Below are 15,574 nucleotides of genomic sequence, written 5' to 3' on the forward strand. Positions count from 1 at the left end.
CCCGGAATACGACCGGCACACGGTGGGCACACGTCAGCAGACCGGGCACACGCCGAACACATGCCGGGCACACCCGGGGCGACACATGCCGGGCGCACCCGGGAGCGCTGACCGCCGCGGCACGGCTCAGCGGATCGTGTCCCGCACGATCGCCGCCTCGTCGGCCAGGCGCTTGGCGACGGCGGTATCCCCCGCCGCGGCGCGCAGCCGGGCGAGCTTGTCCAGTACGCCCGCGAGCAGGTACGGGTAGTCGATCCCGCGGGCCACCCCGACCGCGTGCTCACCCTGGGAGATGACGGCCGGCAGCTCATGGAGGCCGTACAGGCGGGCATCGAGCAGGTCGACGAAGACCCGGGTCTCGAACATGGGGTCGTGGAGTGTGCGCGCGACCTCGACGCCTTCGAGGAGACGGCGGCGCGCCGCGGCGTACTCGCCCCGGGCCAGGTGGAGACAGCCCCAGGCATGGGCGGTGTAGAACGCGCCCGACGACCCGATGCTCAGGGTGCACTCGGTCAGTTCGGTGAACGACTCCTCGGCCTCCGCGTACCGGCCGCGGGCGAGCTGCGCCTGGCCGAGCCAGTAGGTGTCCCGGGCGACCAGGGTCCGGATCCCCTGCTTCCGCGCCCCGGCGACGATCTCCGTGAGGACCTCCTCCGCGAGCGCCGGCCTGCCGGCCTGGAGATGAGCCAGGCCGACCTGGGAGTACGCGTGCAGGGCCGCCGCCTCCTGCCCGCCGGCGGTGAGCCGTTCGTAGGCCTCGCGGCCCGCCCTGATCGCCTCGGTCAGCCGGCCGTTGGGCACGAGGAAGAACGGGGCGTTGCTCAGCGCCTCCAGATAGCCCCGCCGGTCCCCGATCCGCTCGAACAGGCCCATGGCCTCGGTGTTGGACGCCTCGGCGGGACCGTAACGACGCCGGGTGTAGAGAAGTCCGGCCATCGAGATGAGCAGTCGGGCCCGGCCCCGCAGGTTTCCCGCGGCCCTGGCCAGGCCCATCGCCGTGTCGTAGCACTCCTGCCAGTCGTCGAAGTACCGCTCCGTCTCGAACAACGCGTGCCCGCCCACGGCCAGTTCCCAGCAGAGCTCGTCCCTGCCCAGCTCCGCGGCCTGCCGCACACCTGCCACCAAGGGGACGCGTTCCGCGTCCAGCAGGGCCATCGGCGGTACGGAGGACGGCAGGCTCGCCTCCACCCGCGCGGGCTGCCACCGGTCGGCGTCCCGCTGGAACATGTTCTGCCCCATGTGGTCACGGTCGGCGATGTCCGTGAACGCCAGGAGCGCGCTGAGGACGCGGACGACGGACGCGTCCCGGCTCTCCACGGGCTCCTCCGCCTCCGCGCGTTCCCGGGCGTACGCGCGGGTCAGGTCGTGGAAGCCGTAACGGGCCTGGCCGTTCGGCGTTCCGGTGACGTCGAGCAGGTGGACGTCGACGAGCTCGTCGAGGAGTTCCTGGGCCTCCCGCAGCCCGGTGTCGACGGCGGCAGCCGCGGCCCAGAGCGGAAAGTCGGGCGCCTCCAGCAACCCGAGGAGCCGGAACAGCCGCCGTGCCACCGGCCGGATCCCCTCGTAACTCAGCCCGAAACTGGCTCGCACTTCGAGGTCGCGATAGCGCAGAGCGTCCAGCCGGTGCTGTTCGTCCGCCAGCCGGGACACGAGATCCGCCAGCCGCCAGTGCGGCCGCGACACCAGGAGCGACCCGGCGATCCGCAGCGCGAGCGGCAGCCGCGCGCACAGCCGGACCAGGCCGGACAGCTCCGCCGGGGCGGCCGAGGCGAGCCGTCCGTCCGTGCTGTTGCGCAGCATGGCGAGGCTGTCGGTCTCGGACATCTCGCGGAGCTCGACCCGGTGCGCACCGCCCAGACCCCCCAGCCGTACGCGGCCGGTGGCGATCACGCCGCACGTACCGCTCGCCGGCAGCAGGGGGGCCAGCTGCTCCTCGTTGAACGCGTCGTCGAGCACCACCAGGATCCGCCGTTCCGCGAGCAGGCCCCGGTAGAGGTCCGCGCGCTCCTCCGGATCGTCCGGCACCGCGGTGGCGGGCACTCCCAGCGCGCGCAGGAAACGGCCGAGCACCGTGGCGGGGGAGACCGGCTGGGTCCGGGCGCCGGCCAGCGCCGCGAACAGCTGGCCATCGGGGTACGCCGACCTCAGCCGATGCGAGGCCTGCACGGCGAGGGCGGTCTTGCCGACCCCGCCGGGGCCCGAGACCGTCACCATCGCGGCCGGTCCGTCGGCGGCGCGGTCCGCGCGGAGCACTGCCCCGATCTCCGCCAACTCGGCCTGCTGTCCGCTGAAGTCGCCGAGCGCCGGAGGCAGCATCCGGGCGACGGCGGTGTTCGGCCGGCCTCGCTCCTGGGCCGTGACCGAGGCCGCAGTCGAGGCCGCGACCGACGGGGCAGGGTCAGGGGCGGTGGAGGTGGAGGTGGAGGTGGAGGTGGCGGTGGCGGTGGCGGGGGTCTCACCGAGGGCGGCCGCCCGGTCCAGCGCGGGGTCCTCGCCGAGGACGGCCCGGTGCAGGTCACGCAACCGGTGCCCGGGCTCCAGACCGGTCTCCTCGACCAGGACGTCACGGACCTGGCGATAGGCCAGCAGCGCGTCCGCCCGTCGGCCGCAGCGATACAGCGCGAGCATGAGCTGCGCCCACATTCGCTCGCGGAACGGGTGCTCCATCGTCAGCGCGGTCAGCTCGCCGAGCACCTCGCTGTGCCGGCCGAGCCGGAGATCGATGTCGACCCGCTCCTCCACCACCCCGAGCCGCAGTTCGTCGAGGCGAGTGGCCTCCGAGCTCAGCGCCGGTACGTCGGCGATCCCGGCGAACGCGGGGCCCCGCCAGAGGCCCAGAGCCTCGTCGAAGAGCAGGCGCGACCGGTCCTGTTCACCGGCCGCCAGCGCCGCCCGCGCCGCGTCCGCCAGATCCTCGAAGCGTGCCGCGTCCAGCTCGTCACGGCCGGCGCGCAGCAGATAGCCCCGGCCCTCCCGGGTGATGCGCCCCGGGTCCCCCAGGCGCTGCCGGAGCCGGTGGACGTAGGTCTGCACGTTCTTGGCGGCGCTCTTCGGCTGCTCCCCGCCCCAGACCGCCTCCACCAGCGCGTCTTCGGTGACCGGTCGGCCCGGCCGGCTCAGCAGGACCGCCAGGAGCAGCCGCCCTTTCGGCGTGCCCAGTTCGAGCGGCACGCCGGCCCGCCACACGGCCGGCGGACCCAGTACCCCGAAGTCCACAGCTGCCCCCCGTCTTCGACGGCAACTCTAACGACCGGGCACGGTCGGGCCGCTGAAGACCGTCCGGCTGACGACCGTCCCACGTGGTGGGGCTGCGGGACCAGGAGCTGCGGCCAGCAGTAGAGTGCGATGCTTGTTCGATTCGCTGCGAGGTGGGGGGATGGCTGGTGGGGGCACAACTGAGAAGCACCGCACAGGAGTTGGCGGACATGTTGTGGCGGGAGCACACCGTGTACCGGGAGCGGTCCGGCGGGATGGTGATCCGGGGGGAGCACGTGGAGCGGTGGATCAGCCTCGCTCCGGCGGGCGGCCGGGGCGAGGTCCTCGTACGCGTGGGACGCATTCTGGACGGTGGCACCACCGCTCCGGCGCGCTCGGAGGCCGTCGTGCCCCTCGACGCCGGTACGGCCGTGCTCGCCGCGACCTGCCGTCGCCTGCTGGCCGAGGCGGCGGCGGACGCGGTGCGGGTCCCTCCGGGCCGGGCGGCGTCGGGCCGGTCCGAGCGGAGCCCCCGCCGGTCCGAGCGGACCCGTCGGCCCCGGAGGTCCGGGCGGCGAAACGCCAAGGGAAGGCACACCAGCTTCAGCTCCTGGGTGATCATGGCCTGCGTCGCGGGTGTGATCGCCCTGTACGTCTACAGCGCCTACGGGCCCGCGATGCACGGCTGACGCCGGAACCCGGAGATCAGGCCCGGCCCCGGCCGGGAGCCTCCAACTCGCTGGTCTCCAGGGAGTCGAGCCAGTGGAGCAGCCGCGCGCCCTCGCGGGTCATGATCTCCGGATCGCGCAGGGCGTTGGCCAGGAGTGACATGCCCTGGTAGCCGGCGACGAGGGTGACGGCGAGGTCGTCCGGCTCGGGCAGGCCCAGGGCGCGGAACTGGTGCCCGGTCCAGTCGAGCAGCCGCCGGATCACCGCGCCGGCCTCCACGTCGAGCGTCCCGTCGGCGCGCTTGTCGAGCTCGACGGCCAGGGTGCCGGTGGGGCAGCCGTACCGGGCGGCGATGTCGCGCCGGCCGACCCAGGCTTCGATCAGGGCCTTGAGCCGGTCGAGCGGGTCCGGCAGTTCGTCCAGCCGACGGGTGAGCTCGTCCAGATGCGCGCTGTGCTCGGACAGTGCGGCCTGGACCAGTTCGTCCTTGGTCTTGAAGTAGTAGTAGACGTTCCCGACGGGGACGTCGGCCACGCGCGCGATGTCGGCGAGGGTGGTCCGTTCGACGCCCTGCTCGTGCAGGACCTGGGCCGCGGCGGCGGTGAGCCGCCGCCGCTTGTCGGCCCCCCGGGCCCCTCGGGGGGCCCGTGCCCCCTTGGGCTCTACTGAGTCAGTCACCCAACCAACTATAGACAGGGCCCCGGAGACCCGTGCTAACTTCGTTTAAGTCAGCCAACTAACTCACCACTCCAGGGGAAGCCATGATCGTAGTAACGGGTGCGACCGGAAACATCGGACAGACGCTGGTGCCGCTGCTGGCCGGGGCGGGCGAGGAGGTCGTGGCCGTCTCGCGGCAACCGCACCCCGCCGGGCTTCCGGCCGGCGCCCGGCACGCCCGGGCCGACGTCGGGGACGCCGCGAGCATGTCGCCGGTCCTCGACGGCGCCGACGCCTTCTTCATCCTGCTGGGCGGCGAGCTCAACGGCCACGGCGAAAGCCCGCAGGCCCTGTTGGACGCGGCCGTGGCCGCCGGGGTCAAGCGGGTCGTACTGCTCTCCTCCCAGGTCGGCGCCACCCGCCCCGAGGCGCGTTCGCACACTCGCCTGCGCGCGTTCGAGGCGGCCGTGCGCGCGGCCGGACCGGACTTCACCGTCCTGCGCCCGGGCGGTTTCGCCTCCAACGCCTTCGCCTGGGCCGAGTCGGTCCGTACGCGGCGCACGGTGTTCGCCCCGTTCGGCGATGTGGCGCTGCCCGTCGTCGACCCGGCGGACATCGCCGCGGTCGCCGCCGCCGCGCTGAGCGAGGACGGCCACGCGGGCCGTACGTACGAGCTGACCGGCCCCGGGCTCATCAGCCCCCGCCGGCAGGTCGCGGTGATCGCCGAAGCCCTGGGCGAGGAGGTGGCCTTCGTGGAACTGTCCCGCGAGGAGGCCCACAGCCACCTGGCCCGGTTCATGCCGGAGGAGGTCATCGGCGGCACCCTGGATGTCCTGGGCATTCCGCTGCCGGCCGAGCTGGCGATCAGCCCCGACGTGGAGAACGTCCTCCACCGCCCGGCCCGGCCCTTCGGGGAGTGGGTCGCGCGCAACCTGCCGGCTTTCCGGTAACCCGGTTGGTTGCGGCGGCCGATATGCATGGCTCCGGCCGGCCGAGACCGGGGCCAGGGCCGAAGTCGGGGCCCCGGTCAGGGCCGAGATCAGGCGGAGGCGCCGCCGTCGATGACCAGGTCGCTGCCGACCACGGAAGCGGCATCCGGCGAGGCCAGATACAGCACGGCCGCAGCGACTTCGGCGGTGGAGGAGATCCGCCCCAGCGGTGACGCGCCCTTCATCCGGTCGGCGCGGTCGGCGTCGGTCTCGCCCGGCAGCAGCGACATGGTGGTGGCGGACGGGCCGGGGCTGACGGCGTTGATGCGGATGCCGTCGGCGATGTGGTCCAGGGCGGCGGCCCGGGTCAGGGCGGAGACGGCCGCCTTGCTGGTGATGTAGCCGGCCAGGCCCGGGATACGGGTGTGCGCACCGAGGTTGGAGGCGATGTTGACGATCGCGCCGCCGGTGGGCTGCTCGCGCATCCGGGTGGCTTCGGCCTGGAGGCAGAGGAATACACCGGTGACGTTGACGTCGAGCAGTGTGCGCCAGTCCTCCTCGGGGAGGTCGCCTATGGGCGCGCCACCCCTGAAGACACCCGCGTTGTTGACGGCGACATCGAGGCTGCCGAAGCGTTCGACGGTGCGGCGGACCAGCAACCTGACGTCCTCGGACCGGGCCACGTCCGCGGTGACCGCGGCCGCCGATCCGCCCTCCTTCTCGATGAGGGCGACCGTCTCGTCGAGTGATTCGGCGGTACGCCCGGCCGCGACCACCGAGGCCCCTTCGGCGGCGAAGGCGAGAGCGACGGCCCGGCCGATGCCGGAGCCCGCGCCGGTGACGAGGACGGACTTGCCGGTGAAGCGTGCGGTCATGGTGATGACTCCCTTGGTTGACGATCGGCCGTAGGTGATAGGTGATAGGTGATAGGCGATCGGTGATGGGTGATCGGTTACTTGGTACGGGTGGTGAGGAAGGCCGCGGCGGCGAGAACGGCTGCCGTCGCGGCGAGTGAGGTGGTATCGGACCCGAGGGTGAGCAGGGCGGCGAGGGCGACGGTCGGGCCCAGCTCCATCGCGGTGTTGATGACGCCGCCCGCGAGCCCGATCTGTCGCGGCGTCACCCCGTCGGTCGCGAGCACGGCGGCCCCGGCGAAGGCGGCGGCGGCCCCGGCCGGCAGCAGGAGCAGTCCGGGGAGGAGCCCGTACGCGTAAGGGGTGTGCGGTGCGAGGCCGGTGAGCGCGATCAGCGCGAGGCCCGCCGCGGCGACCGCGAGCCCGGAGGCGGTGACGGCCGGTGCCCCGTACCTGGCGATGAGCGGACCTGCCGTACGGCCCGAGACGAGCAGGGCCACCGCGAAAGGAACGAAGGCGGCGGAGGTGAGCAGCGCCGACCAGTTGCGCTCCTGCTGCAGATGGAGCGAGAGGAGGACGAACGTCATGGCGGTCCCGGCGGCGGTCAGACCGACGGCGGCGAGCGCGACGGCTCGGCGACGGTCGCGGAGGAACGCGAGGGGCAGCAGCGGATCGTGGGCGCGGCGCTCGGCGACCAGGAACGCCGCGAGGAGCGCGGCCCCCGTGAGCAGGGGAAGGAGGACGGCCGCCGATCCCCAGGGGCGGGCCTCGGTGAGGACGAGGCCGTAGCCGGCCAGGGTGATTCCGCCGGTCGAGAGCAGCGCGCCCGGCAGATCCAGGGAGCGGCCCGGGCCGGCGGGGGTCTTCGGCAGCAACTGCGGTGCGAGGGCGAGAGCGAGGGCGGCCACCACGACCGGGACGGTCAGGGCGAGCCGCCAGGAGGCGAGCGCCGAGATCACGCCGGAGAGCAGATGCCCGGCGGTCGCGCCGACCACCGAAAGCCCGCCCCAGGTGGCCATCGCCCTTCCGTACGCGGCGGGTTGGGGGAAGACCGCGCGCAGTACGGCCATGGCGGCGGGTGCGGCGAGCGCGGCGCCCGCGCCTTGGGCGAAGCGGGAGGCGAGCAGGGTCCCCGGCCCCGGGGCGAGCAGCGCGGCGAGGGACGCGGCGGTGAAGACGAGCAGCCCGGCGGTGAGGGCGCGACGCCCGCCGAACCGGTCGGCGACGCGGCCGCCGAGGAGTAAGAGCCCGGAGAAGGTCAGGCCGTAGGCGGAACTGAGCAGAATCAGATCGGTCCGGTCGAGCGAGAAGGCGCGGCCGATCCGGGGCAGTGGCACGACGAGCGAGGTGAGCGTGAAGATCAGCGACATCTGTACGGCGCCGAGCAGCACGAAGGCAGACCCGGGCCGGTGCGCGGGCGCGGGCCCGGGGCCAGGGCCGGCCCCGGTCGTGGTGTCCCAGCTCTGCGTGTCGACCATCACTCCCCCAATATTTGACTGAACGTTCTGTTATGCGGGCGCGAAGTCACCTCCTCATGAGAGGCGTTGTCAGAAGGTGTTGTCAGAAGGTGCTGCCGGAAGGTTCTGTCGTTCAGTCGAGCAGGGCCAGCGCCTGCTCGGCGGCGTCCCGCACCCGGCCCGGGTCGTCCGACGCCTTGCCCACGACCCGCAGGCCCTGCATCAGCACCAGAAGCATTCGCGCGAGCGCGCGCGGATCGCGGTCCGCACCCAACTCGCCCTGCGCCTGCGCACGTACCAGCGCCGAGCGCAGCAGGGTCTCGATGTGATCCCAGCTCGCCTCGACCCGGCGGGTCGAGGCCGGGTCGTGCGGGCCCAGCTCGGCGGCCGTGTTGGTGACGAAGCACCCTTTCGCGCGATGGTCGTCGGCGCTCGCCTCGGCTGCGAACCGCCGCACGATCGTACGCACGGCGGGCAACCCGGGTCCTGGCTGGGACAGTTCGTGCAGCAGGCCCGAGTCGCGGTTCTCGTTGTACCGGTCCAGCGCCTTCAGATACAGCTCGTGCTTGTTGCCGAAGGTGGCGTAGATGCTGGCGCGTCCGATGCCGAGGTGATCGACGAGGTCCGCCATCGAGGTCGCCTCGTAGCCGCGCTGCCAGAACAGCTCGAGGGCTGACTGCAGTGCGGCTTCCGGGTCGAATTCCTTGGTTCTGGCCACGGTCGAACTCTAGGCAATAACGAAACGATCGGTCAAGTATGGCTAGGAGGGCTGGATCAGCGGTGGCCCGGCGGCACCAGACCGGCCTCGTACGCGGAGATGGCCGCCTCCACGCGGTTGCGTACGCCCAACTTCGCGAGCACCGCGCTGACATGCGCCTTCACGGTCCCCTCGACCAGGTGCAGCCGACCCGCGATCTCCGCGTTGGACAGCCCTGCCCCGATCCCGGCCAGCACCTCGCGTTCCCGTTCCGTGAGCCGCTCCAGCGAGCGGTGGGGGTGTGCCGCCCGGTGCGCGCGCAGCCCGGCGATGACCCGGCCGGCGACCCGCGGGGACAGATAGGCCCCGCCGGCTCCCACGGCCCGTACCCCGTTGAGCAGTTCCCTCGGGTCGTCCGCCTTCAGCAGGAATCCGTCGGCGCCTTCTTCCAGGGCGCGGGTGACGTACTCGTCCTGACCGAAGGTCGTCAGCATGATCACGCCGACCGGCGGCAGCTCCCGGTGGAACCGTGCCACCGCCGACAGACCGTCCAGCACGGGCATGTGGATGTCCAACAGCACGACGTCCGGCCGGTGTCGGCGGGCAAGTGCGATGGCCTCGTGACCGTCTCCGGCCTCGGCGACCACCTCGACGTGCCGGTCCCTGGCCAGGATGGCCCGTACGCCCGCCCGGACCATCGCCTCGTCGTCGGCCACCAGGACCCGGACCGGCCGGCTGCCCGGCGTGATCTCTTGCCGGTCGTCCCGGTCGTCCCGGTCGTCCCGGTCGTCCCGGTCGTCCCGGTCGTCCACGTCGTCCACGTCTTCCCGGTCGTCCCGGCCTTCCCCGTCTTCCACGCGGCGAGCCTACGGCCGACGCGCCACCGTGCGAACGGAACGCCCCACAGATCCGCCCCGGGGCGGGGCGCACCCCCGACGAAAGGCAGGAGACCGCTGCCGTTCGACCGGTGGGCGCGGGGGCCGCGGACTCCTAGCGTCGATCGAGCAAGGGGGCCCCGCCGCCCGCTTCCGCGACCGACCAGCGAAGGAACTCCGTGATCACCCTCCAAGGACTCACGAAACGCTACGGCGACACGCTCGCCGTGGACGGGCTGACCTGCGATATCAAGGCCGGCAACGTGACGGGCTTCCTCGGCCCCAACGGTGCCGGGAAGTCCACGACGATGCGCATGATCCTGGGCCTGGACCACCCCACCCGGGGTCGGGCCCTGATCGCCGGCCGACCGTACGCGAGCCTGCGACGGCCGCTGTGCGCGGTCGGCGCGATGCTCGACGCCCGGGCGGTCCACCCGGCCCGTTCCGGCCGCACGCACCTCGTCGCCCAGGCCCGGGCCAACGGCATCCCCGTGCGCCGCGTGGACGAGGTGCTGGAGACGGTGGGCCTGACCAAGGCGTCCCGTCGGCCGGCGGGTACGTACTCGCTCGGCATGAGCGGGCGGCTCGGAGTGGCGGGCGCGCTGCTCGGCGACCCTCCGGTGCTCGTCCTGGACGAGCCGGTCAACGGCCTTGATCCGGACGGCGTGCGGTGGATCCGCCGGCTCGTCCGCGACCAGGCGGCGGAAGGACGCACCGTGTTCCTCTCCAGCCACCTGATGAGCGAGATGCAGCTGACGGCCGACCGCCTCGTCGTCATCGGACGGGGCCGGCTGCTGAGCGACACGTCCATGGCGGACTTCCTTGCCGCCGCCTCTCCCGCGTCGGCGCGCGCGGTGGTGCCCGACGCCGAGGAGCGGGCGACGCTGGTCCGTCGCCTGATGACGGCCGACGGTGTGAGCGTCGAGACGTCCGTGGCCGGCGAACTCACCGTCGAGGGCCGCACCGCCGCCGAGATCGGCGACCTCGCCCACCACTGCCGGGTCCGGTTGCACCGGCTGAACGACGTCCGGGTCTCGCTGGAGCAGGCGTACATGGACCTGACCGCGCGCAGTGTGGAGTACGCGACAGGCGGCAGCGCCACGGCCGTAACACCGGACGAAGGGGCAGCACCGTGACCACGACGACGACATCCGCCCGGCGCACGGACCCGTTCCAGGGGGTGCGCGGCACCCCCGGCCGAGGCGCACCCGGTGGCTTCGCCGGGGCCATCGCCTGTGAGTGGACCAAACTGTGGTCCGTCCGGGCCTCCTATCTCTGTGTCCTGGCGGGCCTGGCGATCACCGCCGTATTCACCTTCTATTACGCCTCGATCGCCCGCATCAACGCTCATCCGATGGAGTCGGTGGGGAACGCGGCGGCCTCCTCCGCCGTCGTCACCCAATTCGCCGTGGTCGTCCTGGCCATGGTCACGGTGACCTCCGAGTACTCGACGGGGAGCGTGCGGGCTTCCCTGCTGTGGGTGCCCCGGCGGCACCGGGTCCAGGCGGCGAAGGCGCTGGTGGTGGCCGTCGCCTCGTTCATCGCCGGCATCGTGTACGCGGTCGTGGGCACGGCGGTGGCGTGGGGGGCGTTCGACGGACGGGCGTCGTTCGAGGCCGGCACGGCGCTCCGGCAGGCCCTGTCCGTCGGCCTCTACCTGGCGTTCGTCGCCGTGCTGACCGTCGGGACCGCGTTCGTCACGCGTCACCCGGCCGGAGCGCTGTCGATCCTCGTCACCCTGCTGTGGGCGCTGCCGACCGTGCTCCTGGGGGTCGGGGGCCCGGAGCTCGCTGCCGTCAACGACTACCTGCCGCACGGCGCGGGGGACCACTTCCTGCGCGTCGGCATTGAGGCTCCGTACGGGCCGGCGACGGCGATCCTTGTCGTGATGGCGTGGGCGGCGGCGGCGCACCTGGCCGGCCTGTACGTGCTGCGCCGCCGGGACGCCTGACCCGGCGTCCGGGCCCGGCACGCGAAATCGCGCAGAATCGACCTGGCCGGTCAGGAGATCGCTCGACCGGACCGGTCAGGAGATCGCCGGGCCGGGCGGGTCACGAGATCGCCGCTCGGCCGGGCGGGTCACGAGATCGCCGCTCGATCGGACCGGTCAGGAGATCGCCGCTCGATCGGACCGGTCAGGAGTTCCATCGGAAGGACGGTCGACGCACCATGCCGCACCCGCGCATACCCCGGCCCCCGGCCACGTCCGCCCTCGGCGACATGGCGCTGTGGGCCGTGCTCGCCGCCGCGACCGGGTACGGGTTCCGGGACGCGGGCGCGCCGTCGCCGGTCCTGGACCTGTTCCTTCCGCTGGCGGTCCTGGCGGTGGCCGTGCCGCTGTCCCGCCGCCGGCCGGGAACCGCGGTGGTTCTGGCCAACGGACTGTGCGCGCTGGGCCTGGCCGACTCCGCGACCCCCGCCAACGCTCACGTCCTGTCGCTGGCCGCCCTGACCTGCCTGCTGGGAGCACGGGTCGCCGCGGCCCGGGGCCCGCTCCTGGTACTCGTCGGGTGCCTCGCGGTCGACATCGCGACGTGTGCCGTGCTGCGGGTGCCGCCCGTGTGGTGGTTCTACGCGCTGACCGTGCTGCCCGCCGCGCTGCTGCTGCCGTGGCTGGCCGGACGGCACCGGCGCGGCCGCCGCGAACTCGTACGGGAGGGCTGGCGGCTGGCCCGACGCCTGGAAGAGCGGCAGCACCTGGTCGCGGAGCGGGCGCGGCTGACCGAACGGGCCGACATCGCGGCCGACATGCACGACTCCCTCGGCCACGCCCTGAGCCTGGTGGCCCTGCGCGCCGGAGCCCTGGAACTCTCCCCCGACCTCACCGACCGCGACCGCACCGACCTGGCCGAGCTGCGCGGGACGATCGCGGACGCGGTGGAGCAACTGAGGGAGACGGTCGCGGTCCTGCACGACCCGCCGGCAACAAAGGGCGAAGGTACGGGAACGGGCGAAGGTACGGGAACGGCCCTGCCGGCCACCGACACGATCGAGGATCTCCTGGGACGGGCGGTCGCCTCCGGAGTACCGGTCCGGTGGGAGCGACGCGGACCGCTGCCCACGCTGTCCCCGCTGGTCGAACGCGGGATGTACCGGATCGTGCAGGAGGCGCTCACCAACGCCGTGAAGCACGCGCCGGGCAGGCTGATCCGGGTACGGATCACCCACCAGGCCGACCGTACGCACGTGAGCATCGTGAACGCTGCCCCGTCGCCCGACGGACCGGCGCACACGGCCGAAGCCCCGGCGGCCGGCGCGGGCGGCAGGGGCCTGACGGGACTGGGGGAGCGGGTGACGGTCCTCGGCGGCACCCTGCGAACAGGCCCGCACGAAGGCGGGTTCCGCGTCACCGCCGCCCTCCCGCACCAGGTCACGGCCCGCAACCGCCGACGGGAGGCCGTGACACCGACGCCAGGGCCCAAGACCGCTCCGCACAAGGACACGCACGAGGACACGCACGAGGCCGCTCACGCGAACACGGACACGGACACGCACCGGGCTCTGCACGAGGACACGGACGCCACCACCCCGGAGTCCGCCAGGCGGCTGGCCGACGTACGGGGTGCCGCCCGCCGCCGGTCCGTCGTCGCAGCCGCGGCACCCGTGGTCGCAGCCGCCTTCTTCGTACCCGCCGCCGTCTATCTGGCCTGGCAACTGACCACGAGCGCCCTGCCACCGTCCCGGTTCGACGAACTGACCACGGGCCGGCCACGCGCCGAACTCGCCGCCCTGCTTCCGGCCCGCCCCTACCCCTACCCGCCCGACCACGCCCGTTCCGCACCGCGTCCGCCCGGCACGACCTGCGAGTTCTACCGCTCCGGCCGCGACCTGCTGGACGAGGTCGACCTGTACCGGCTCTGCTGGTCCGGCGACACGTTGATCGCGAAGGACACCGTGCCCGCGAGCCGCCCGTGACCACGCGTCTCGCTACCCCCTGGGCCACACCGGGATCCACCCTTAATTCGCGGTCCGCATCTTCAGCGCCGGCGAGGTCCGCGCGGCCGGCAGGCGAGCCCTGGGATACGCCGGCGGACTCACCCCAGCGCAGTGGCTGGAAGGACCCGACACCACGGTCTTCGACGACATGCGCGAACTCCCGGCACTCCTTGCGCGGTCCGCACCGACCAGTGACCCGTGCCCCTCAACGACCGCTCCACATCGAGCAGTCCTCGACAGAGATCTCCCCAACCGCGGCGCCCTTCACCTCTTCGAGGCGCGGGATGTACGGATGGACATCGGGAAGCGGTGTGCAGAAGGTGACATTCGAGGTGAACAGGCCCTCATCGGTATCGGCGAAGGACAAGGACACGTAGGCCTTCACCTGCGTATCGCCGAACACCTCCTCTGCGGTCCGGAGGCAGGCGCACACGTACGCCAGACACCTGCGGACGAGGAGCCGGGTGCGTTCGTGCGGTGCGGCGGGGAGGTCGTAGTCGGTCATGCCCCTCCCGTTGACCGTCGTCTCCTCCGTGAGCCGGTCGGCCCAGGAGCCAGGAGCCGCCGGGCGAAGGCCGTTCAACACACGCCCGCCGGCGGCCGTGACCGACCATCCGCGCTCCACCACGTCTCGGAACATGGGAGGGATGTCCTGATCACCCAAGCCCGTGAGGTCTGTCGCCAACAGAATTCTCTTCATGCACGGATTGCTTCGCATAGCTGACTCCCCATCGAGTGCGGCGACTACTTCCTGCGTCGGCCGGAAAGCGGTCGTGGTGCTCCGAACTGCCACGATCCGATGGCACGAGGTGGACCGGACAACGGGGCAACAGGACAACCGGCTCAGCGCGAGGCGTTCCGTTCCGCCGACCACACGGCGGAATTCCGAATCGCAGGACCGTCAACCCGGACCGCGCCCGCGGCATAAGCGGCCCAGAACAGATCCAGGCACCCGAAGAAGGACTCACCCCAACTGTCCACCCAGATATGAACGCCAGCTGGTCCGGCCTGCGTGGAGTCCCACCACTCCCAGCCCCGGTGTGTTCCACGTATCCGTCGAGGCCGGCCCGCGCGAACTGCGATGCCTGCTCTCCGTTCCCGGAACTCACGGCCGCGAACCAGTCCGGAACACCGTCGACCGGGAGGCTCTCCTGCTCGAAATCCGCGGTGGCGCCCAGCCGCACAGCGGGGAGGAGGACCGATCGCAGACGCTCCTCGTATTCCGCGACGTCCCCGGAGACATCGACGAGGAAGAGGGAGAGAACAGGTGGCGGCGTCGCGGCATCGGGACGCGGGCGATCCCGAATTCGCTGGAGTTCGGCGGCCAGACTGTCAATGGAGTGCCTCATGTGAGGACGGCCACCCTTCTTCACCACGGTGCGCGTCCGCGGTGTGTGCTTCGTGGATTGCGAGGAGTTCGTGCAGGTCGTTGGCGACCATGACCTGTGCGAGACGCCCGGCGACGGCCACCACCTCCGTCCAGCCCTCGGCGCGCAGCAGCTCCTCCGCGGTGTCCCGCGCAGCATTCGCCTCGGCGATGCCCAGGGCGATGTCGAGCTCCCGCATGAGCTCCACCTCTTCTTCGCTGCGAAGGCCGATCCCGAGATACCGCTCGGGGTGTTCGGCATCGCAGAAGTCGTCGAACAAGGTGTGGCAGACAAGATCCAGGCTTTCGAACACGGTCGGGTCGAGCCACACATCGTGTTGCCAGGGCGGATTGGCCAGCGCCAGCACCGCTGGTACGAGATGGATCCGAGCGCGCGCCATGATCAGCCTGTCGTCGTCCACCCGACGGATCCTAGCCATCGATGCAGGGCGCACTCCGAGCTCGGGAATCGACGGTGCTGGGGAATCGACGGCGCTTGGGCCCATGTGGGCCCATGAAGGGGCTCCGCCCTATGCTTTCGCGGCCGTCATCGCAGCGCTGGGCTCAGCCGCGCGGCGGGATCGCGCCGCGTACCTCCCGTCGGCTAGGACAGGCCGTCGAGCGGCCTGAGGAATCGGCGCTCGTAGCGCTTGATGCAGCGGGTATCACGAGCCAGTTCGAACGCTTGCTGGCACTCGGGGTCGGACATGCTGTCCGAGCGGTACTGCTCGTACGCGGCCAGGCTGGGGAAGGAGAACAGGGCGTAGGCAATGTCGCTGTCGCCCTCACTCGGCAGGAAGTAGCCGTGGTGCGTCCCGCCGAACCGGTCGACGAGCCGGACCCAGCGGCGACCGTACTCCTCGAAATCCTCAAGCTTGTCAGCGTCGATCTCGTACTTCAGGTGAATGGTGATCATGCCTGCATGATGCCGTGCCACGG

At 72.1% G+C, this 15,574-nt stretch carries 14 protein-coding genes; 5 read left to right on the forward strand and 9 right to left on the reverse strand.

The window, feature by feature from the left end:
• Nucleotides 1–126 precede the first annotated feature (126 nt).
• Complete coding sequence (locus tag ACIQPT_RS06925; protein WP_401153382.1) at nt 127–3,171, reverse strand: BTAD domain-containing putative transcriptional regulator; 3,045 nt, start codon at nt 3,169–3,171, stop codon at nt 127–129.
• A 254-nt stretch (nt 3,172–3,425) separates the two neighbouring features.
• On the opposite strand from ACIQPT_RS06925, the gene ACIQPT_RS06930 reads away from it, so the two are divergent.
• Entirely contained in the window at nt 3,426–3,884 is a 459-nt protein-coding gene (locus ACIQPT_RS06930) for a hypothetical protein (RefSeq protein WP_401153384.1), read from the forward strand.
• Nucleotides 3,885–3,900: 16 nt separating this feature from the next.
• On the opposite strand, the gene ACIQPT_RS06935 is transcribed toward ACIQPT_RS06930, so the two are convergent.
• On the reverse strand, nt 3,901–4,542 hold the full coding sequence (locus ACIQPT_RS06935) for a TetR/AcrR family transcriptional regulator (protein ID WP_401153386.1): 642 nt from the start codon (nt 4,540–4,542) through the stop codon (nt 3,901–3,903).
• 83 nt (nt 4,543–4,625) lie between these two features.
• Between ACIQPT_RS06935 and ACIQPT_RS06940 the strand changes: the two genes are divergently transcribed.
• A complete protein-coding gene (locus tag ACIQPT_RS06940; RefSeq protein WP_401153388.1) occupies nt 4,626–5,471 on the forward strand; it encodes an SDR family oxidoreductase in 846 nt (281 codons plus the stop codon).
• 89 nt (nt 5,472–5,560) lie between these two features.
• Here the strand turns inward: ACIQPT_RS06940 and ACIQPT_RS06945 are convergent, their stop codons facing one another.
• The 4 genes from ACIQPT_RS06945 to ACIQPT_RS06960 all read right to left on the reverse strand — a co-directional run bounded on the left by ACIQPT_RS06945 (nt 5,561) and on the right by ACIQPT_RS06960 (nt 9,207).
• Complete coding sequence (locus tag ACIQPT_RS06945) at nt 5,561–6,325, reverse strand: SDR family NAD(P)-dependent oxidoreductase (protein ID WP_401153389.1); 765 nt, start codon at nt 6,323–6,325, stop codon at nt 5,561–5,563.
• Between the two features lie 77 nt (nt 6,326–6,402).
• Entirely contained in the window at nt 6,403–7,782 is a 1,380-nt protein-coding gene (locus ACIQPT_RS06950; RefSeq protein WP_401153391.1) for an MFS transporter, read from the reverse strand.
• 112 nt (nt 7,783–7,894) lie between these two features.
• Nucleotides 7,895–8,479 (reverse strand): TetR/AcrR family transcriptional regulator, encoded by a 585-nt coding sequence (locus tag ACIQPT_RS06955; protein ID WP_401153393.1) that lies wholly within the window; start codon nt 8,477–8,479, stop codon nt 7,895–7,897.
• Nucleotides 8,480–8,535: 56 nt separating this feature from the next.
• On the reverse strand, nt 8,536–9,207 hold the full coding sequence (locus ACIQPT_RS06960; protein WP_401153559.1) for a response regulator: 672 nt from the start codon (nt 9,205–9,207) through the stop codon (nt 8,536–8,538).
• Between the two features lie 305 nt (nt 9,208–9,512).
• Here ACIQPT_RS06960 and ACIQPT_RS06965 point away from each other — a divergent pair, with 305 nt between their 5' ends.
• From ACIQPT_RS06965 to ACIQPT_RS06975, 3 genes are all read left to right on the forward strand, one after another.
• The gene (locus tag ACIQPT_RS06965) at nt 9,513–10,469 is read left to right on the forward strand and encodes an ATP-binding cassette domain-containing protein (RefSeq protein ID WP_401153395.1); all 957 of its coding nucleotides are present in this window, start codon (nt 9,513–9,515) and stop codon (nt 10,467–10,469) included.
• A complete protein-coding gene (locus ACIQPT_RS06970) occupies nt 10,466–11,284 on the forward strand; it encodes an ABC transporter permease (RefSeq protein ID WP_401153397.1) in 819 nt (272 codons plus the stop codon). Before ACIQPT_RS06965 ends, ACIQPT_RS06970 begins: the two co-directional genes overlap by 4 nt.
• 218 nt (nt 11,285–11,502) lie before the next feature.
• Entirely contained in the window at nt 11,503–13,248 is a 1,746-nt protein-coding gene (locus ACIQPT_RS06975) for a sensor histidine kinase (protein WP_401153399.1), read from the forward strand.
• A 226-nt stretch (nt 13,249–13,474) separates the two neighbouring features.
• On the opposite strand, the gene ACIQPT_RS06980 is transcribed toward ACIQPT_RS06975, so the two are convergent.
• The 3 genes from ACIQPT_RS06980 to ACIQPT_RS06990 all read right to left on the reverse strand — a co-directional run bounded on the left by ACIQPT_RS06980 (nt 13,475) and on the right by ACIQPT_RS06990 (nt 15,551).
• A complete protein-coding gene (locus ACIQPT_RS06980) occupies nt 13,475–13,969 on the reverse strand; it encodes a hypothetical protein (protein WP_401153401.1) in 495 nt (164 codons plus the stop codon).
• A 632-nt stretch (nt 13,970–14,601) separates the two neighbouring features.
• Nucleotides 14,602–15,057 carry a hypothetical protein gene (locus ACIQPT_RS06985; protein ID WP_401153403.1) on the reverse strand — a complete coding sequence of 152 codons (456 nt, stop codon included), beginning with the start codon at nt 15,055–15,057 and terminating at the stop codon, nt 14,602–14,604.
• 182 nt (nt 15,058–15,239) lie between these two features.
• A complete protein-coding gene (locus ACIQPT_RS06990; protein ID WP_401153405.1) occupies nt 15,240–15,551 on the reverse strand; it encodes an NIPSNAP family protein in 312 nt (103 codons plus the stop codon).
• Between the last annotated feature and the right edge of the window lie 23 nt (nt 15,552–15,574).

Origin of the sequence: Streptomyces sp. NPDC091289, assembly GCF_044757365.1 — a bacterium.
GTDB lineage: Bacteria > Actinomycetota > Actinomycetes > Streptomycetales > Streptomycetaceae > Streptomyces.